The sequence below is a fragment of the Actinospica acidithermotolerans genome (assembly GCF_018139625.1).
In the GTDB taxonomy this organism is placed as follows: Bacteria; Actinomycetota; Actinomycetes; order Streptomycetales; family Catenulisporaceae; genus Actinospica; species Actinospica acidithermotolerans.
The window spans coordinates 1-17,587 of sequence record NZ_JAGSOH010000138.1; the positions used below are offsets into that span (position 1 = coordinate 1).

Annotated in this window: 18 protein-coding genes; 7 read left to right on the forward strand and 11 right to left on the reverse strand. The window is 71.1% G+C overall.

The features are described from left to right. Nucleotides 1–149: 149 nt before the first annotated feature. From KDK95_RS29765 to KDK95_RS29775, 3 genes are all read right to left on the reverse strand, one after another. A complete protein-coding gene (locus tag KDK95_RS29765; RefSeq protein WP_212521653.1) occupies nucleotides 150–869 on the reverse strand; it encodes a response regulator in 720 nt (239 codons plus the stop codon). Beyond that, entirely contained in the window at nucleotides 866–2,185 is a 1,320-nt protein-coding gene (locus KDK95_RS29770) for a sensor histidine kinase (RefSeq protein WP_212521654.1), read from the reverse strand. The genes KDK95_RS29765 and KDK95_RS29770 overlap by 4 nt, the downstream gene beginning before the upstream one ends. Nucleotides 2,186–2,261: 76 nt before the next feature. Further along, the gene (locus KDK95_RS29775) at nucleotides 2,262–2,882 is read right to left on the reverse strand and encodes a G1 family glutamic endopeptidase (RefSeq protein WP_212521655.1); all 621 of its coding nucleotides are present in this window, start codon (nucleotides 2,880–2,882) and stop codon (nucleotides 2,262–2,264) included. Between the two features lie 433 nt (nucleotides 2,883–3,315). On the opposite strand from KDK95_RS29775, the gene KDK95_RS29780 reads away from it, so the two are divergent. Then, on the forward strand, nucleotides 3,316–3,714 hold the full coding sequence (locus KDK95_RS29780; RefSeq protein ID WP_212521656.1) for a DUF1003 domain-containing protein: 399 nt from the start codon (nucleotides 3,316–3,318) through the stop codon (nucleotides 3,712–3,714). A gap of 70 nt (nucleotides 3,715–3,784) precedes the next feature. On the opposite strand, the gene KDK95_RS29785 is transcribed toward KDK95_RS29780, so the two are convergent. Further along, entirely contained in the window at nucleotides 3,785–6,004 is a 2,220-nt protein-coding gene (locus tag KDK95_RS29785) for an alpha-galactosidase D (RefSeq protein WP_212521657.1), read from the reverse strand. A 175-nt stretch (nucleotides 6,005–6,179) separates the two neighbouring features. On the opposite strand from KDK95_RS29785, the gene KDK95_RS29790 reads away from it, so the two are divergent. Continuing rightward, nucleotides 6,180–7,313 carry a glycoside hydrolase family 76 protein gene (locus KDK95_RS29790; protein WP_249162108.1) on the forward strand — a complete coding sequence of 378 codons (1,134 nt, stop codon included), beginning with the start codon at nucleotides 6,180–6,182 and terminating at the stop codon, nucleotides 7,311–7,313. A 202-nt stretch (nucleotides 7,314–7,515) separates the two neighbouring features. Here the strand turns inward: KDK95_RS29790 and KDK95_RS29795 are convergent, their stop codons facing one another. After that, nucleotides 7,516–7,764, reverse strand: a complete 249-nt coding sequence (locus KDK95_RS29795; protein ID WP_212521659.1) for an SCO4226 family nickel-binding protein — start codon at nucleotides 7,762–7,764, stop codon at nucleotides 7,516–7,518. A gap of 293 nt (nucleotides 7,765–8,057) precedes the next feature. Here KDK95_RS29795 and KDK95_RS29800 point away from each other — a divergent pair, with 293 nt between their 5' ends. Continuing rightward, complete coding sequence (locus KDK95_RS29800) at nucleotides 8,058–8,693, forward strand: hypothetical protein (RefSeq protein ID WP_212521660.1); 636 nt, start codon at nucleotides 8,058–8,060, stop codon at nucleotides 8,691–8,693. Between the two features lie 170 nt (nucleotides 8,694–8,863). Here the strand turns inward: KDK95_RS29800 and KDK95_RS29805 are convergent, their stop codons facing one another. Together KDK95_RS29805 and KDK95_RS29810 are read right to left on the reverse strand one after the other, a co-directional pair. Further along, on the reverse strand, nucleotides 8,864–9,499 hold the full coding sequence (locus KDK95_RS29805) for a DUF2461 domain-containing protein (protein WP_212521661.1): 636 nt from the start codon (nucleotides 9,497–9,499) through the stop codon (nucleotides 8,864–8,866). Nucleotides 9,500–9,553: 54 nt separating this feature from the next. After that, on the reverse strand, nucleotides 9,554–10,069 hold the full coding sequence (locus KDK95_RS29810; protein WP_212521662.1) for an Lrp/AsnC family transcriptional regulator: 516 nt from the start codon (nucleotides 10,067–10,069) through the stop codon (nucleotides 9,554–9,556). Between the two features lie 101 nt (nucleotides 10,070–10,170). On the opposite strand from KDK95_RS29810, the gene KDK95_RS29815 reads away from it, so the two are divergent. The 3 genes from KDK95_RS29815 (at nucleotide 10,171) to KDK95_RS37935 (ending at nucleotide 13,539) form a co-directional block, all read left to right on the forward strand. Continuing rightward, nucleotides 10,171–11,343 (forward strand): trans-sulfuration enzyme family protein, encoded by a 1,173-nt coding sequence (locus tag KDK95_RS29815; RefSeq protein WP_212521663.1) that lies wholly within the window; start codon nucleotides 10,171–10,173, stop codon nucleotides 11,341–11,343. A 116-nt stretch (nucleotides 11,344–11,459) separates the two neighbouring features. Further along, nucleotides 11,460–12,413 carry a glycoside hydrolase family 18 protein gene (locus KDK95_RS29820; protein ID WP_212521664.1) on the forward strand — a complete coding sequence of 318 codons (954 nt, stop codon included), beginning with the start codon at nucleotides 11,460–11,462 and terminating at the stop codon, nucleotides 12,411–12,413. An 82-nt stretch (nucleotides 12,414–12,495) separates the two neighbouring features. Then, nucleotides 12,496–13,539 (forward strand): isopenicillin N synthase family dioxygenase, encoded by a 1,044-nt coding sequence (locus KDK95_RS37935; protein WP_212521665.1) that lies wholly within the window; start codon nucleotides 12,496–12,498, stop codon nucleotides 13,537–13,539. Between the two features lie 98 nt (nucleotides 13,540–13,637). Here the strand turns inward: KDK95_RS37935 and KDK95_RS29830 are convergent, their stop codons facing one another. Both KDK95_RS29830 and KDK95_RS29835 read right to left on the reverse strand, forming a co-directional pair. After that, nucleotides 13,638–14,558, reverse strand: a complete 921-nt coding sequence (locus KDK95_RS29830) for a quinone oxidoreductase family protein (RefSeq protein ID WP_212521666.1) — start codon at nucleotides 14,556–14,558, stop codon at nucleotides 13,638–13,640. Between the two features lie 199 nt (nucleotides 14,559–14,757). After that, the gene (locus tag KDK95_RS29835; RefSeq protein WP_212521667.1) at nucleotides 14,758–15,354 is read right to left on the reverse strand and encodes a TetR/AcrR family transcriptional regulator; all 597 of its coding nucleotides are present in this window, start codon (nucleotides 15,352–15,354) and stop codon (nucleotides 14,758–14,760) included. A gap of 130 nt (nucleotides 15,355–15,484) precedes the next feature. On the opposite strand from KDK95_RS29835, the gene KDK95_RS29840 reads away from it, so the two are divergent. Then, nucleotides 15,485–15,919: a nuclear transport factor 2 family protein gene (locus KDK95_RS29840; protein ID WP_212521668.1), complete on the forward strand. Its 435-nt coding sequence runs from the start codon at nucleotides 15,485–15,487 to the stop codon at nucleotides 15,917–15,919. 106 nt (nucleotides 15,920–16,025) lie between these two features. Here KDK95_RS29840 and KDK95_RS29845 read toward each other — a convergent pair whose 3' ends face one another. Next, entirely contained in the window at nucleotides 16,026–16,940 is a 915-nt protein-coding gene (locus tag KDK95_RS29845) for a sigma-70 family RNA polymerase sigma factor (RefSeq protein ID WP_212521669.1), read from the reverse strand. 31 nt (nucleotides 16,941–16,971) lie between these two features. Further along, a partial coding sequence (locus KDK95_RS29850; protein WP_212521670.1) for an MFS transporter occupies nucleotides 16,972–17,587 on the reverse strand: 616 nt, incomplete at its 5' end.

The following is a 17,587-nucleotide window of genomic DNA, read 5'->3' on the forward strand; positions in this document are numbered from 1 at the left end:
GTGTTCGGGCGGGCGCCGTCGTGGGTGGTGCGGCTGCGCAGGCGGCTGGAGCACGGCGACGCCCGCGCGGGGCGCCCCTCGCGGCCAAGACCGCCGCGGCCGAGGGCAGCTCCCGGTCGCCAACTGCCCCGGCCCGGACCTGCCCCCGGCTAGAGCCGGCCGCCGGGCTTGACCAGGCCCGTTTCGTACGCGTACACGACGACCTGGGCGCGGCTGGCGAGGTTCAGCTTGGTCATCACCCGGTAGATGTGCGTCTTCACGGTCGCCTCGGCGAGCATCAGTTCGGCCGCTATGTCCGCGTTCGAGAGGCCTGTGCCGACCATCCGCACCACGTCCAGCTCACGGCTGGTCAGGTCCTCCGCGGATCTCCGCGGCACGGCGGCCGGGCGTGCGAGGGACGACTCATGCGCTTTAGCCGAGGCTGTGGCGTCGTGCTTCTGCTGGAAGGCCTCGACCAGGCGGCGGGTGATCTCGGGGGTGAAGGCCATGTCGCCGGCGGCGACGGCGTCCACCGCGGCGAACAGGCGGGCCGCCGGGGTGCTTTTGACCAGGAAGCCACTGGCGCCGGCGTGCAGCGCCTTGTGGACGTGTTCGTCCAGGTCGAATGTGGTCAGCACGAGGATGCGCGGGAGTTCGCGCTCGGCCTTCTCGGCCTCGGCGAGGATCTGCTGGATCGCGGTGATGCCGTCCATTCCGGGCATCCTGATGTCCATCAGGATCACCTCGGGGGAGAGCTCGGCGGCCAGCCGGACCGCCTCGAGGCCGTCGCTCGCCTCGGTCACCCGGTAGCCGTTCGGCGCTGCCCGCAGCAGCGCGGCGAGTCCCGCTCGCACAAGATCCTGGTCGTCAACGACGAGTACGAGCGTCACGGTCCTGATGATAATCGAGCAGCGTCCGGGCAGTCTACGTCCGAATTCGATGGTAACCGCAGTATGACCGCGTATCCGCCCCCTGCCCGACGGCCGGCGGTCAGCTCGCCGCCGCAGATGGCTGCGCGCTCGCGCATGCCGATGAGGCCGAGCCCCGTGCCGAGCGGTATGCCGTCGGAGTGCGCATCGGCCACGTCCGGCGTGGGCTGGTCCGGAACCGCCGGTGGCGGTGCGTGCGATGGGGCCGCCGACGGAGCCGGAAGTCTCGGCGGGGCCTCGTTGACGACGGCGATGCGCAGGCCGGAGCGCCGGTAGCCGAGCTGCACGCGGGTCACCGCACCCGGCGCGTGCTTGGCGACGTTCGTCAGCGCCTCCTGCACGATCCGGTAGGCGCACGCGTCGGCCGCCGGAGTCAGCGGGCGCTGCTCGCCCGATATCTCCGGTTCCGCCGGCACGCGCACCCCCGTCGCCCGCGCACGCTCGATCAGCTCGGGCAGTCGGCTGAGGCCGAGCGCTGGCATGAGGTCGAGCTCGGCGTCCTCGGGGGCGGGGGACTCGGGCCGCAGGACGGTCAGCAGGTTGCGCATCTCGGAGACCGCGTCCCGGCTGGCCGCCGCGATCAGGCCGAGCGATGCGCGGGCCTGCGACGGGTCCGAATCGAAGACGTACCAGGCGAGTTCCGCCTGCACGCCGATGACCGAGATGTGGTGCGCGGCCGCGTCGTGCAGTTCGCGGGCGATACGGACGCGCTCGTCGATCGCGGCGCGCTGCGCGATCAGGGCCTGCGCGCCTTCGAGTAGCGCGGTCAGCTCGGCCAGCCGCCGGTTACGGAGCGACAGGCCCCTGATGCTCGCGCCGAGGGCCCAGGCGAGCCCTGGCGCGAGGACCGCCTGGAAGAGCGAGGCGAGCACGGGTGAGCCGGGCATCACCAGGCCTCCCGCGAGCAGCAGGGCGGCGAAGAGCACCGCCGCATACGCCGTGGTCCGCGCGCGTTCGATGATCGCGACGGTCGCGAAGGCGATGAGGGGTCCGTAGAAGTCGAGGGCGGTGGCGTATCCGAGCGCCAGGTACAGTGCGTACGTCGTGCCGCTGACGCCGAACACGATCAGCGGATACCGGCGCCGGAACGTCAGCGGCAGCATCACGGCGGCGCTCAGCACGATCCCGGACAGGTCGTAGTCGTGCCGGTGCGGCACGGTCCAGAAGTGCCCGGCGGTGGTCGTCGCCGTGAGCAGGGCGAGCGCGAGCAGGCCGTCAACGAGCAGCACGCGCCGCCGGGCCGCGACCGGATAGATCGGTGTCAACGATCTGAGCACGGCGCCAGCGTAGCGAACGGGAACCCGGCGCTCGGACTTCCAGCGAAGCAGCCCCGGGCTATCGCGGTATCTCCCGTTACGAGGTCAGTACGTCGGCGGTGTAGTCGACGTCGAAGTCGCCGTCCGGATCGGCTTCCGTGGTCGCGGCGATCAGGTTGTTGTGCGCGTCCGTCATGTCGATCGGCTGCGCACCGGCTGCCTGCAGCGAGGCGGTGTCGATCGTCGAGCCGGTGAACTCGACTTGGCCGAAGTCCGGCAGCGTGGTGATCTGGTTTCCGGCGCTCACGGCCTCGGCGATGATCTCGGCGCTCGCGTCCTTCCCTGCGGGCAGCGAGACCGGGTTCTCGACCCTCCAGCCGGCCGTCCAGTCCGTCAGCGCCAAGACGTAGCCGCCGTGCGCCTGGGCCACGACCGAGGACGACATCTGGTCGCCCGCGGAGACCGGCACGTTGTAGACCTGCACGCTGTTCGCGGGGTACGTCTCCCACCAGGCGAACTGCTGCGGCGTGCCGTTCGAGCAGTCCACGCCGGTGCCGGTCTGCTCGACCGTCGAGCTGTTCAGTCCGTCGAGGCCGACCCAGAAGCCGACGATGCCCTTCGAGGTGCAGGTCACGCTCGGTTCGGTCCAGTTCGAGGCCACTGACGTGTACGTGTGTCCGGTCGCGGCGTAGCCGGCCCAGTTCGTGCTCTCGAGCATCCCCTGGCTCGGCCTCCTGAAGGAGTGGCGGCTATGGGTGGCCTGCGACAGCAGGCGGAGATCGGTTGCCGGGATGCTGACGCCATGGACGGCGGGGGCCGTCCCGGCCGCTCCTCTCGCGCCAGGCGTTCCGTCGGTCGCGCTCGCGGCGTGCGCCGTCGCGGGTCCCGCCGCGCAGGCCAGCGCGGCGAGAAGCGCGGCGGAGAGTGCTCGGTGTTTCAGCATGCGTCGTCCTCGGTCGGGTGGGCCACCGGAGTGACACGTCGTCAGATATCCGGACAAGACGTACCCGGACATCATCAAGTCACGCATACCAATGGCAAGCGTCACCCGGCCGGCCGCCCCGCTATCCTCGTTGCGATTTCGGCACCGAATTCGACACCGACGGACAGAGAGTGGGCGTGCATCGATGGGCTGGCATCGGCATCACGGAGTGCGGACCGGCGAGCAGCTGACGCTCGGCGAGCGGGCCGCCGACAAGATGCGCAACGGAATGGGCTCCTGGGCCTTCGTGTTCGGGGCCTGCGGGTTCCTGGCCGTGTGGATGCTCTTCAACCGCAATACCGGCTTCGACCCGTACCCGTTCATCCTGCTCAATCTGGTGCTCTCCTGCGTCGCGGCGCTCCAGGGGGCGATCCTGCTGATCGCGGCCAAGCGCTCGGACCAGATATCCAGCGAACTCGCCCAGCACGACTACGAGACCGACTGCGCCTCGCAGGAGATCCTCAAGACCCTCCAGGAGGACTTCGCCGAGCTGACCAGGCAGCACGCGATGCAGAGCGAGCAACTCCGCGAGGCGCTCACCCTGCTCAGGGCGCGGGTCGCCGACTGACAGCCGGACGGCCGGCACCGGGGAACCCCCCGGCACCGGCCGTCCGGCCGCGATCAGACCGGCCTGCCGGCTACTGGTTCACGACGATCGCGTTGAAGTCCGGCGCGTACGCCGAGCCGTTGGAGATCTCGATCGTGTTCGATCCGGCCTGCAGCGGGAGGTAGTCGGTCACCGTGGCCGGCGTGGAGAAACCGCCGGTCGGGGTGAAGACGTTCGTCTGCACGACCGTCCCGTCGACCGTGAACGTCGCGGACCGGCCGGTCGTGCCCGAACTGCCGTCGCAGTACACGATCTGCACGGGGTAGACGCCGGCCTTGCTCACGCTCACCTGGTTGAACGTGAGCGTGCCGCTGCCGTTTCCGACGTATCCGACCTTCTCGCCGCCATTGCACGCACTGCAACTCTGCACGACCGCACCGCCCGACAGCGTGTTCGCCGAGGACGCCGCGAGGTACGTCGTCGAGCTGGTGGTCGGGTTCGTCGGGACCGCGATCGCCTCGAAGTCCGGCGCGTATGCCGCCGCATTGGAGAGCTCGATCGTGTTCGAGCCGGCGTTGAGCGGCAGTGACACCGTCGTCGAGCCTGGGTTCGCGAAGCTGCCGGTCGGCGTGTCAGTCAGCGTGCCGACCGCCGTGCCGTTGACGGTGAGCGTGGTCGAGCGGCCGGTGGTGGTGCCCGACGTGCCGTCGAGGTAGTCGATCTGGACTTCGTAGTTCCCGGCCGCGCTCACGTTGACGTTGTTGAACGTCAGAGTGCCGCCGTTGCCGACGAAGCCGACCTTCTGGCCGCCGAGGCACGAATTACAGCTCGCGACCGTCGCGCCACCGGACAGGGTGTTGGTGGAGGACGCGGCGAGGTACGTCGTCGAGCCCTGCGTCCCCGCGACCGGCTTGAGCCGGAGGATCTGCGAGGCCCCGGCGGCGAGCGTCACGCTGTACGTGCCGCTCAGCGTGCCCGCGGAGGCGCCGGTCCACAGGTTCGTGGCCGTGGCGCTGCCGGTGATGCCAGCTGCGGCGAGCGAGACCGTCACTGTCTGGCTGCCCGAGCCGCTGTAGTTGAACAGGCCGAGGATGACGTCGCCGTTCTGCTCGGTCTTCGCGAATGCCTGCTGGTTGACGTTGCTCACGATCCGCCGCGCGTCGATGCCGTCCTGGTCGACGGCGATGATGCTCCGGTTCTCGAGGTCGGCGGCCTCGGTCGAGTTGAGCTTCGTCAGGTCGACGCCGAGCAGCAGAGGAGAGGCGGCCATCGCCCACAGGCCGTACTGCGACTGGCCCTCGGCTGTGCTCAGGCCGTCGATCGTCGAGCCGTCGCCGAACTCGATCGAGTCGTAGTCGTTGAACGCGCCGGGACCGCCGTACGGCTGCCAGTTCGCGACCTGCGCGAACCGTCCCTGCACGCTGCCCCATGTGGTGAGCGGCTGCGGGTTGCCGGAGGAGTCGGTTCCGCAGTAGCACTCGATGTCGCCGCCGGTCCGCCAGCCGTTCGAGTACTGCGCCCACGTCGCGGCGTTCGCGATGTCCAGGCTGTTCGACAGCTCGAGGTGAATCGCGCGGCCGCTCTGCTGGAGCGCGGTCGACCACGCCTGCACGTCGCCGACGTCCGAATCGCCGACGCCGTCGAGCTTGAGGTAGTCCACGCCCCAGGACGCGAACTCGTCGGCCCACGAGTTGATGTACGCCTGCGCACCGGCGGCGCTGTAGTTGATGCCCTGCATCCCGCCGCAGTTGTAGTTCGCCTCGCTGGCGCCGTCCGCGATCTCGCTCGCCGTGTACGACGTGCCCTCGATCGGCGTGTTCGCGGAAACGGCCTGGTCGGAGATGCCGGGCGTGACGTAGAGGCCGAACTTGAGGCCGAGTGAGTGCACGTAGTCGGCGACGACCGCGATGCCGTTCTCGCCGCTCGCGCTCGGCGGGAAGCTCGTCGAGTTCGTCACCCAGCGGCCATAGGAGTCGACGTCCGGGCCCTGGCTGCCGGGGCAGTCGTACCAGAAGTCGTCGACGTTCACGTACAGGTAGCCGGCCGAGGCCAGGCCGCTGGAGACCATGGCTCTGGCCTGAGCCTCGATGTTCGCTGCTGTCGGATCGTGTCGGATGTAGCTCCAGCTGCTCCAGCCCAGCGCGGGCGTGCCGCCGACGCCGTTGGACTCGGCGGCGGCGGACGGTGCGACGGCGACGGTTGCCGCGCCGGCGCCGGTCAGCGTGGCGGCCGCCGTGGTCAGCGCGGTGAGCAGCCGCAACCAGCGGCGCGGGCGGGTGGCGGATTCGGGCGTGGGCGGGTGCGACGGCACTGGCGGACCCTTCCGTGGGTGGGTTCGGGGTCTGATTCCGTTCTGCGGTGCAGTGAACTACCGGCATGGAACTGTGTCAATAAATGTTGGAAACAGTCTCTTCGCGTGCTTTGCGGACGAGTGCGGTCCGGGCTGCGATGATGGTGGGGTGAGCCGAGCCGATCCCGGCGGGGCGATGGCGCCCGAACTGCCGGAGCGGGCGAGCCAGTGGGCCGCGCGCGCCGAGTTGGCCGAGCGCGCGGTCGGCGCCCGGCACCTGCGCAGGCTCTGGGCCGTGCCCGGCACGCTGCTCGGCGTCTCCGGCTGGCCCGCGTCTCCCGCGCAGCGCCTCTTCCGGCCGTGGAACTACTGGTGGCAGGCGCAGGTGCTCGACTGCCTGGTCGACGCCTACCTGCGCAGCCCCGACCCCGGCCGCCGCGCGCGCGTCGGCCGCTTCGTCAACGGGATCCGCGCGCGCAACGGCAAGGACTGGCTCAACGACTACTACGACGACATGGCCTGGCTCGCGCTGGCGATGCAGCGGGCCGAGCAGTACGTCGGCGTGCGTCGGCCGGGCGCGGTGGACGGGCTGGCGGGCGCGCTCAAGCGGGGCTGGACGGACGACGCCGGCGGCGGGATCTGGTGGCGGCTGCGGGACAAGTACGACGAGGACTTCAAGAACGTGCCCGCCAACGGCCCGGCCGCGATCCTCCTCGCCCGGCTGCACGACGAACTGGCCTACGACGCGGCGCGCTGGATCGAGGACCGGCTCGTCGACGAGCAGACCGGCGTGGTCTGGGACGGCCTGCACGTGGGCGACGACGGCTCGATCCGGGAAGTCGAGAAGGTCACGTACACCTATTGCCAGGGCGTCTACCTGGGGGTATGCCTCGAACTCGCGAGCTGGGGAAACGACGGGCGGTCGACCGAGTGGGCGGAACGCGCCGCCCGCACGGTCACGACCGTCGCCGCGCATCTGACCCCGACGACGCCGCCGTCCGCGCGCCTCGTGCTGCGCGGGCAGGGCGGCGGGGACGGCGGACTGTTCGCCGGAATCCTCGCGCGCTACCTCGCGCGCGCCGCGCTCACCCTGCCGGAGTTCGGGCGCGACTACGAGCCCACCGCGTTCCTCGCGGCCGAGCTCGTCCTGCACTCGGCGCGCGCCGCCTGGCGCAACCGCGCCGCCGCACCCGGCGGTCCGCTCTTCGGCCCCGAATGGTCGCACCCGGCCGACGCGCCGCGACCCGGGAGCGCGGAGCGCGACCTGTCGGTGCAGGCGGGCGCCTGGATGCTGCTGGAGGCGGCGGCACTGCTCGCCCGCTCGCAGTAGGTTTCCGTTGCCCCGGTTAAGTCGCGCCAGTTAAGTCGCCAAAGTTAACAGGCCCATCGAGCTTGCTCGCCCCCTGGTCGCGGAGACTGCGTGGAGTTGGGCAGCATGAGGTGGGGCCGAGCGAAACGGCCTTTGTCCGGCTCGGGCCGAGCGAAGCGGACCGTTCCTGCTCGGGGGTCCTGCTCGGGTCTCTTCGGTGCGCTCAGACCTTGAACGGTACGGCGTGGATCTCGTCGGCGCGGTGGCCGGCGCGCTCGTGGACGCGCTGGACCGCTTCGGCGTCCGGTGCCTCCGACAGGCAGTACACGGTGCCGGACTCGGGGTCGGCCCAGGCCTGCATGAAGTGCACGTGCTCGTCCTTCTCGATCGCGAGGTCGGCCTGGTGCGCCTGCGCGAGCTGGTCCTGGGTGATGCCGTTCATTCCGTGGTGTACGTCCATGAATGTCGCCATGATCTCCCTCACGTCCTCCTCGACGTGTCGGGCGCCCGGGCCCGCCGCCCGGGTGCCCGGCGGTATCCACCAGGCTACGAGCGTGCGTACCCGCCCGCGACTTCACCCCGCTCGCGGGTGCCGGTTGTCCGGCATCCGGCATCGGCATCCGGCATCCGAGTGATCTGTCGAACCGTCAGCGGACGCCGGGGTTTCGGCTTTACATTTTGCTCGCATCTTGATCTATGGCCGTTGTGGCTGGATGGCCCGGGGCCGCCATCGGATGCGATCGATACCGAGGAGCTGTTCGTACCGTGAAGATCAACCGTGCCGTGGGCGCCGCCGCCCTGTCGGTGGCCGTGGCCGCGTCGGTCGCCGCGCCGTCACTGGCCCTGTCGACGATCGGCGGGCGGTCCGGCGCGCAGCACGCGGCGGCCCCGTCGACCACGTCGCCGACGCCGCCGCCGTCGACGCCGCCCAAGTCGCCGTCCTCGCACGTCGCGGGCGGGTTCCCGCCTCGGGTGGTCGGCGTGGCCGAGGTGTCGCTGCCAAGTCCGGTGGTCCCCGTGCCTACGCCGCCGGTAAAGGTGCCGAAGTTCTCAGCCTCAACCTCAACGTCGGCCCCGGCCTCGAAGCCTGGCCTTCCGGGCTCGGCACCAAGCACTCCGGCGAAGGTGTCGGTGCCCGCCTCGCTGATCCCCAAGTCCACGACCCCCGCCACGCCGATCCCCGCCACGCCGATCCCCGCCTCGGCTGTGCCGACCTCGACGCCCCCGTCGGCCACGCAACCGGTCTCGACGCCGTCCAAGCCGGGCCTGCCCTCGCTGCCGGACAGCCCGAGCCTGCCCGTTCTGCCGACGGCGCCTCAGCTGCCGAGCGCTTCGAACTTCCCGACCGCTCTGGGCACGATCTCACCTTCGCCCGCGCTCTCGCCGTCGAAGGGCCAGTGAGCGCAGTCGGCCGATCCGCGCCTGACGTGCGCTCAGAGTGTCGGCGGGGCCGCCGCCGTCAGCCGCGTTCGGAGGAACCGCCGCCGTCAGCCGCGTTCGGGGAAACCGCCGCCGTCAGCCGCGTTCGGGGGAACCGCCGGAGTCAGCCGCGTTCGGGGGAACCGCCGCAGTCAGCCGCGTTCGGAGGGGCCGACGCGGTCGTCGAGCCAGGCCTGGAGCGGCTGGGCGTCGCGGAAGTGCCTGACGATGCGGGTCTTCGCCTTCGCCGTGTGCATCCACGGTTCGACCGGCCACTCCTGCCAGGTGATCAGGCCCTTGTTGCGCAGCAGGTCCGCGCGCGGATGGTCCTTCGAGTAGCCGCGGGGCGCCGTCTTGAGCGGCTCCTCGCCGACTACGTTCACGCCCTTGCCTTCGAGGTCGGCGATGATGCGGCGCAGCTCTTCGCCGGTCACGTCCTCGGCGACGGACTGCCGGTACCGCGCGAGCTGGTCCGGCGCCATCATGTGATAGCCGATCGCCACGGCGAGCCCGTCTGCCGACAGGTGGATGTATCCGCCGCGGGAGACGGTAGCGCCCATCGCCGTCTTGTACGGGGACTTGTCGGGGCTGAAGCGGACGTCGCGGTACGGCCGGAACAGCTTTCCGTCGCCGAACTCCTCCGCGAGTTCGCTCAGCAGCGCCTCCGTCGGCGCGAGCACATCGGCGTCGTAGACGGCCCGGTGCGCTGTCCAGTAGGCCTTCGAGTTGTCCGCCTCGAGGCCCTCGTAAAACGTGAACGCGCGCTCTGGCCAGCCGGTGAATCGCACAACTCGGACTGTAGCCGTCGCCTCCGACAGTCGCGAGCGGGACGCGCTCGGTCCTCAGTCCTCCAGGCCGAGCCCGGCGAGCGAGCCGGGCAGGTGCGCGAAGATCAGGCTCGTCTCGGTGTGCCGCACGGCCGGGTGGCCGGTGAGGTGGTCGAGCACGAATTCGCGCAGTGCGTCCGAGTCGCGCACCGCGATGTGCAGCAGGTAGTCGTCGCTGCCGGCCACGTGGTAGACGCTGACCACACCCGGCAGTTTCGGCACGTCGCGTACGAAGGTGTTGATCTGCGCGCGGCTGTGCACGTTGAGCTGCACCGCGATCATCGCCTGCAGGCCGAGGCCGAGCGCGGCCGGGTCGATGTCGGCGTGGAAGCCGCGGATCACGCCGCGCTCCCGCAGCGCCCTGATGCGGCCGTGGCAGGTGGAGGGCGCGATGCCGACGTGCTCGGCGATGGCGTTGTTCGGCGTGCGGGCGTCGGCGGCGAGCACGCGCAGGATCGCCCGGTCGATTTCGTCGATGTCCTGCGGACGGGGGCTCGGAGCGGGCCGCTGAATGTTCGGCGGAGCGGTCATCGGCGGGGTCCTCAATGAAGTTCTGGCCGGTGGAGAGCTAGTTCTGAGAATTATATTCACGCTTCTTCCCAACCAGCCGGATCTTCTTCATTCTGTTCCGCATGACCCACCTGGACACCACCGCCGTGCACGCCGGCCGCGACGATCTCGCGGGCCTCGGCGTGCACGTGCCGCCGATCGACCTGTCGACCACGAATCCGCTGCCGGACATCGAGATCGGCGGCTCCTGCTACGAGGCGCTGGCCACCGGCGGACTGCCGGTGCCGGGTGGGACGCATGTCTACCAGCGGCTGTGGAATCCGACGACCGGCCGCTTCGAGCAGGCGCTGGCCGAGCTCGAGCACTGCGAGCAGGCGGTCGCGTTCGCCTCCGGCATGGCCGCGATCAGCGCCTGCCTGCTCGCCGCGGCCGCCGAGGGCAAGCGGCACGTCGTGGCCGTGCGCCCGCTGTACGGCGGCACCGACCACGTCTTGGCGACCGGGCTGCTCGGCACGGAGGTCACCTGGGCCGATCCCGCAGGCGTGGCCGCCGCGCTGCGGCCCGACACCGGGCTCGTCATCGTCGAGACGCCGGGCAACCCGACGCTCGAACTGCTCGACCTCGCCGACATCGCGAGCCAGTGCGGCGGCGTGGGCGGCGTCCCGCTGCTCGTCGACAACACCTTCGCGACGCCGATCCTCCAGCAGCCCGCCGACTTCGGCGCGACGCTGGTCGTGCACAGCGCGACGAAGTACCTCGGCGGACACGGCGACGTGCTCGCCGGAGTCGTGGCGACCAGCGCCGAGTGGGCCGAGAAGCTGCGCCGGGTGCGCGCCGTGACCGGCGGCATCCTGCACCCGCTCGCCGCGTACATGCTGCACCGCGGACTGCAGACGCTGCCGCTGCGGGTGCGCCACCAGTCGGAGTCGGCTCGGCAGCTCGCCGAGTGGCTGTCGACGCAGGCGGGCGTCGAGCGCGTGTACTACCCGGGCCTTCCGGAGTGCGATCCGAGGCGTCTGGTCGGCCGTCAGCTGAGCGGCCCGGGCGCCGTCCTGGCGATCTCGGTGCGCGGCGGCTACGAGGCGGCCGCGCGGGTCGCAGGGGGCTGCGAGCTGATCACGCACGCCGTCTCGCTCGGCGGTGTGGACACGCTGATCCAGCATCCGGCCTCGCTGACGCACCGTCCGGTGGCCGCCGAGGCCAAGCCGCACGCCTCGGTCCTGCGCCTTTCCATCGGCCTCGAGGACGTCGAGGACCTGCGCGCGGACCTGGAACGCGCGCTCAAGAGGATTTAAGTCTCAGATTATTGACCTACCGCCGGGCCGGCGATACCGTGCGGGCACTGGTTAGGGAAGTTTACTAACCATGTTCCACCCACACCCACATCGTCAAGGCTCCGAAGAGGTCATTGATGAGCAAGAACCCGATACGCCCCGGTCGCACCCGCCTCGTGGTCGGCGCGGTGGCGGCGACCGGGCTGGCCGCGGGCGGCGTGCTGCTCGCAGCCGGCAGCAGCGAGGCCGCCGGCTCCGCGCTGCCCGCCCACTACTCCGCCCCCTACCTGCAGATCGCCTTCTCCGACGCCGGGGACATGGCGAAGGACATGGCGGCCAGCGGCGACAAGTACTACTCGCTGGCGTTCCTGATCCCGAAGAGCGGCTGCACGCCGGAATGGGAGGACAACGGGGACTCGGTCGGCGCGTTCAAGAGCCAGATCTCCTCGCTCCAGTCCGCCGGCGGCAACGTGCTGATCTCGTTCGGCGGCGCGTCCGGCGGCGAGCTGGCGCAGACGTGCACGTCGGTCTCGAAGCTGGAGGCCGCGTACAAGAACGTCGTCACCACCTACGGCGTCAACCGGCTCGACTTCGACATCGAGGGCTCGGTGCTCGACGACGGCTCGGCCAACTCGCGCCGCGACCAGGCGCTAGCCAAGCTGCAGGCCGCCGACCCCTCGGTGCAGATCGACTTCACCATCCCGGTGGACCCGACCGGGCTGGAGTCGAATGCGACGGCCCTGCTCAAGGGTGCCGAGAGCGCCGGGGTCAAGGTCACCGTCGTCAATATCATGACGATGGACTTCGGCGACGGGCAGAACGCGCTCAACGACGCCGAGTCGGCCGCGACCGCCACCGAGAAGCAGATCCACAGCATCTACGGCGGCAGTTCGGCGACCGACTGGGGCATGCTCGGCCTGACGCCGATCGCCGGCAAGAACGACGACAACGAGAACTTCACCCAGTCCAACGCGAAGACGCTCGAGTCCTTCGCCGCCTCGCACGGCGTGGGCGAGCTGGCCTTCTGGGAGGTCGACGGCTACGACAAGCCGCTCGGCTACGCGTACTCGAAGATCTTCAACAAGATCTGACGGACGCGGCGGTTGACCGGCGCCGAGCCCGAGCGCCGGTCAACCCGGGAATATCCAGACAGATCCATCGGCTGAAGACGGTGTGACCCAGGTACGTTCCCTCGATCGCGTCGCGGAGCCCACGAAGCTTCCGGTGATCGACCTCTCCGCCGCCGACGACCCGGACCGCGTCGAGGAGTTCCGCGCGGCGCTGCATTCGGCCGCGCACGAAGTCGGCTTCCTCCAACTGGTCGGGCACGGTATCGAGCCCGCCGAATCGGACGCGCTGCTCGACCTCGTCCGCCGCTTCTTCGCCCTTCCCGAAGCCGACCGGCTCGCGCTGAGCAACCTCGACTCGCCGCACTTCCGCGGCTACACCCGCATCGGCACGGAGCTCACCGGCGGCCGCTCGGACTGGCGCGACCAGCTGGACGTCGGCCCGGAGCTGCCGCCGCTCGTCGTCGCGGAGCACGACCCGGCCTACCTGTGGCTGCAGGGCCCGAACCGCTGGCCCGAGTCCCTTCCCGAGCTTCGCGCGGGGATCCTCGAGTGGCAGGACCGGCTCGCCGCCATCGCGCACCGGCTGCTGCAGGAACTGCTCGTCTCGCTCGGCGCCCCGCGCGACTTCTTCGACGCGGCGTTCGCCGACAAGCCACATCTGCACACGAAGCTGGTGCGCTACCCGGGCCGCGCGCCGGGCGGCTCGAAGCAGGGCGTCGGCTGGCACAAGGACTACGGCTTTCTGACCCTGCTGCTTCAGGACGAGCACGGCGGACTGCAGGTGCAGCGCGAGGACGGCGGCGTGATCCGCGTCGATCCGCTGCGCGGCGCGTTCGTCGTGAACCTCGGCGAGCTGCTGGAGATAGCGACCGACGGCTACCTGGTCGCCACCAACCACCGGGTGCTCAGCCCGGACTCCGGCGCGGAGCGCTTCTCAGTGCCCTTCTTCTACAACCCGCGGCTCGACGCGCGGGTCGAGCCGGTGCCCGGCGACTACCTCGCCGACGCCCCCGGCGTGGTGCGCGATCCGGAGAACGCACTCTACGACGTGTTCGGCTGGAACGAGCTCAAGGGCTACGTCCGCTCGCATCCCGAGGTCGCCCGCAGGCATCACCCGGACGCGGCCGAGCGCTTCCCCGCTCGATAGCTCGATAGCTCGATAGCTCGATCGCCCGGCGGTCCGCTGAGCGGAGTTCCGGGCCAGCCGGTCGTCGCGGGGCGAGGCGTCAGCGGACGGCCGAGGCGTCAGTCGACGGTGATCACGATCTTGCCGCGGCCGTGACCGGCCTCGTTCAGCCGCTGCGCCTCGGCGGCCTCCTCCAGCGGGAACGTGGCGGTGACCGTGGTCTTCAGCTCGCCGCGGGCGACCCGCGCGGCGAGGTCCTCCAGCAGTTCGGCCGAGGCGGCCGACTCGCTGCCGCCGCCGGTGAACCGCACGCCGAGGGTCTCCGAGCCCTGGTAGTCCGCGATGGTGATGATCCGGTCCGTCGTGCCGCCGCGCAGCTCGATCGAGTCCGGCAGCGCGCCGCGCCCGGCGATGTCGAACACCGCGTCCACGCCCTCCGGGGCCAGCGCGCGTACCCGGCCGACCAGGCCTTCGCCGTACAGGGTGGGCACGCCGCCGAGCGAGGCGACGTACTCCTGGTTCGAGGAACCGGCCGTGCCGATCACCCGCGCGCCGAGGGCCGTGCCGAGCTGCACGGCGAGCGTGCCGACCGCGCCGGCCGCGCCGTGCACGAGCAGCGTCTCGCCCGCCTTCAGTTCGAGCAGCCGCAGCACGCGGGTGGCGGTCTCGCCGGCGACCGGCAGGGACACGGCGTCCACCCAGGAGACCTCGGCGGGCTTGACGGCGCACGTCGTCAGGATCGCCTGTTCGCAGTAGCCGCCGCCGCGGGTCCAGCCGAACACCTCGTCGCCCAGGCGCACGTGCGTGACCTCGGCGCCCACCTCCTCGACCACGCCGGCGGCCTCGCTGCCCGGGATCGCGGGCAGCTTCGCGGGCAGGCCGGGCCGCATCAGGCCGCGGCGGATCTTGTAGTCGATCGGGTTCACGCCGGCGGCGTGCACCCGGACACGCACCTGCCTGGGGCCGGGAGCGGGCGGGTCGACCTCGGCCACGCGCAGGACCTCGGGACCACCGAAGTCGTCGAAGATGACGGCCTTCATCAAGGGGCTCCTTTCGTCCGTCGTCATCCTAGTTGCGGATCATCGACGCCGCGCGCCCACCGCGCCGTGCCCAGCCCCAACTCCGCCGCCGGCGCCGCCCGCCCCTCGGCCGTGACCGCCACGGCACGTCCGCTGCCGATCCGCTTGATCCAGCCGGATTCGAACGCCAGTCCGCACAGCAGCATGGCCGGCGGCCGGCTCAGGCGCGCAGCCCGTCGGCGATGATCCGCGTCATCTTGCCGGGTTCGCCAGCCGCGCGTTTCTCCGCCGCCATCGCCCCGACGACCAGCGCGTGCAGCTCCGTCACCGTCACATCGCCCCGCACGGCTCCGGCCCGCTGCGCGCGCTCCAGCAGTCGGCTGAAGCCTCCGGTCAACCGGCCCGCCGCGTGCCGGGTCTCCGGCTGCAGGTGCACGCCTGCGGCCATCAGCGCTTCGGCGAGGTCGGCCTTGGCCTCGGCGTCCTCGATCAGTGCGAAGAAGAACCCGAAGAACGCCTCGCCCGCGTCCACGCCGTCATCGGCCAGCCGCGACTCCGCGTCTCCCGCGAGCGCGAGCAACCGGTCCGCGATCACCGCCTCGAACAGCGCCTCCTTCGTCGGGAAGTGCCGGTAGACCGTCCCCGCCCCGACTCCGGCGCGCCGCGCGATCTCGTCCAGCGGCACGGCCAGGCCCTCCGCCGCGAACGCCGCCCGCGCCGCGTCCAGCACCTTCGCGCGGTTGCGCACCGCGTCGGCCCGCATCGGCCGGGGGCCCGGCGCCCCGGGCGCGGCCGGGCTCGCGTCATGGCTGGTCACGCAGGAGTCTCCGTTCTCCTCGACAACCGGGGCGCTCGCCCCGTATAGTTCTGCGCGGGCAAACGGGGCGCTCGTTCCGTTTACTTCCCGTCCGCCGACCACCGTATCCCAGGAGGATCGTGTGTCCGCTGTGTCCGCTTCCCCCCGCACCCCGCGCGAGACCGTCGAGCTGCTGCTGCACACCGTCGTGCACGGCCGCCGCCCGGAGATCGCCGACCTCTACGCCGCCGACGTGCGCATCGAGAATCCGTGGGCGCCGCCCGGCGTCCCGCGCGTGTCCGAGGGCCGCGCGGAGATGAAGGAGCGCATGGCGCAGACCGAGCACCTGTGGAGCTTCGACTCCGTGCAGGACGTCGCCATCCACGAGGGCGCCGACCCCGAGATCGTCGTGCTCGAATACCGGGTCAACGCGACGCTCTCCGCCGGTGAGCACGCCGGGAGGAAGTTCGGCCTCGGCTTCGTCTCTGTGCTGCGCATCGTCGACGGCCTGATCGTCTCGGCCCGCGACTACAGCAACCCCCTGGAGACGGCCGAGGTGGCGAGGTACCTCGACTTCGGGGGCTGATACGCGTCCCGCGCTACCCGGACTCGACCCAGTCGCGCAGGTCTTCGCGGCTGACCGTGCGCAGCGGGGCCGGGTGGTCGGCGGCCAGATCGACCACGACGAGCCGCTAGGCCAGCCGCTCCAGCTCCATCGCGTCGATCGCGTCGTGGTCGGCGACCGCGTAGATCTCACTGATCCGGCCCTCGCGGAACGTGACCTGCATGACGACGACGATGTTGCCGCGCGGGGCGACCAGCACGCCGAGCTCGCCGTCGAGGAGTGCGGGTTCGGCGACCCGGGCACGGCCGCAGAACGCCTCGGCCACACGACGGGCGCCGCGCATCTCGCCCTCGCCGCCGAGGCGCTCGGCCGCCTCGTCGCCGTGGAAGACGACATCCGGGTCGAGGACGGCGAGCAAGGCCTCGAATTCGCCCTCCCGAGAGGCGGCGAGGAAGGCGTCCAGGACTTCGCGCTGCCGCGCCCGGTCCGCCTCGACCTCGGGGGACCGGCCCTGCACGCGCCGGCGGGCCCGGCTGGCGAGCTGGCGCGTGGCGGTCGGGGTGCGGTCGACGATCGGCGCGATCTCGTCGAAGGAGACGCCGAACAGGTCGTGCAGCACGAAGGCGAGCCGCTCGGCCGGGGACAGCGTGTCGAGGACGACGAGCAGCGCCACGCCGACGGTGTCCGCGAGCAGCGCCTCCTCCTCCGGGTCGGAGCCTGCGGCCGTCGCCACGGCCGCGGCCTCGACGCGCTCCTGCTCGGGCAGCCGCATCCCGGCCGGGTCCTCGCGCCGCGACTTGCGACTGCGCAGCTGGTCCAGGCAGACGCGCGCGACGACCGTCGTCAACCAGCCGCTGAGGTTCGCGACCTCGTCGGTGTCGGTGCGCGCCAGCCGCAGCCACGCCTCCTGGACCGCGTCCTCGGCCTCGGCCAGCGAGCCGAGCATCCGGTACGCCACCCCGCGCAGCCGGAGCCGATCGGCCTCGAACCGCGCCGCCAGCGCGTCCTGGTCCGTTGCCTGCTGACCGTTTGCCCCGTTCACGTCCGTCGCTCCTCAGTCTCCCATCGCACGCCTACACCGGTACTGACGTGCGAGGCACGGCGAATGTGACGGGAGCGGCGACGGTCATCGCCAGGCAGGCGACCGCCATCGCGGACCACAGCGTGTCCGGCCCGAACGAGCCGATGAGCCACGTGCCGACGATCGGGGCCGCGACGGTAGCGAAGCCCCAGCTCAGGCCGTACACGGCGAGGTAGCGAGCGGTGGCGCCGGCGGGCGCGAGCTCACTGACGACGGCGAAGGGTCGGCCCATCAGCAGCTGGTTGCCCAGGCTGAACACGACCGTCGGCACGAGCAGTGCGGGCAGCGTGTTAGCGACGGCGTAGCCGCCGAGCCCGGCCGCCATCAGGACGTACCCGGCGGCCAGCGCGGGACCGATGGCGAGATCGGCGAGCGGACCGACCCGAAGGAGCGGGCGCGAGGCGACGAGGGTGAGCGTGGCAACGGCCATGACGAGCCCGGCACTCGCCGGATTGATGCCCTTCGCGCTCAGCGAGAGCGGCAGGGAGACGAGCATCAGCATGTAGATCAAGGCATAGACGGTCCCTGCGGCGGTCATCAACATCAGGGCCTTGTCACGCCACGGCGAGACGTTCGGCGCGGTGGAGAGGGCGAGCGCGGGGGGTGCG

Bases quoted from the DNA above. Each gene is read 5' to 3' on its own strand.
- KDK95_RS29795 (WP_212521659.1), bottom strand. From the start codon at position 7,764: ATGGCGACATTCATGGACGTACACCACGGAATGAACGGCATCACCCAG.
- KDK95_RS29810 (WP_212521662.1), bottom strand. From the start codon at position 10,069: ATGACCGCTCCGCCGAACATTCAGCGGCCCGCTCCGAGCCCCCGTCCG.
- KDK95_RS29820 (WP_212521664.1), top strand. From the start codon at position 11,460: ATGAGCAAGAACCCGATACGCCCCGGTCGCACCCGCCTCGTGGTCGGC.
- KDK95_RS29775 (WP_212521655.1), bottom strand. From the start codon at position 2,882: ATGCTCGAGAGCACGAACTGGGCCGGCTACGCCGCGACCGGACACACG.
- KDK95_RS29815 (WP_212521663.1), top strand. From the start codon at position 10,171: ATGACCCACCTGGACACCACCGCCGTGCACGCCGGCCGCGACGATCTC.
- KDK95_RS29790 (WP_249162108.1), top strand. From the start codon at position 6,180: ATGGCGCCCGAACTGCCGGAGCGGGCGAGCCAGTGGGCCGCGCGCGCC.
- KDK95_RS29830 (WP_212521666.1), bottom strand. From the start codon at position 14,558: ATGAAGGCCGTCATCTTCGACGACTTCGGTGGTCCCGAGGTCCTGCGC.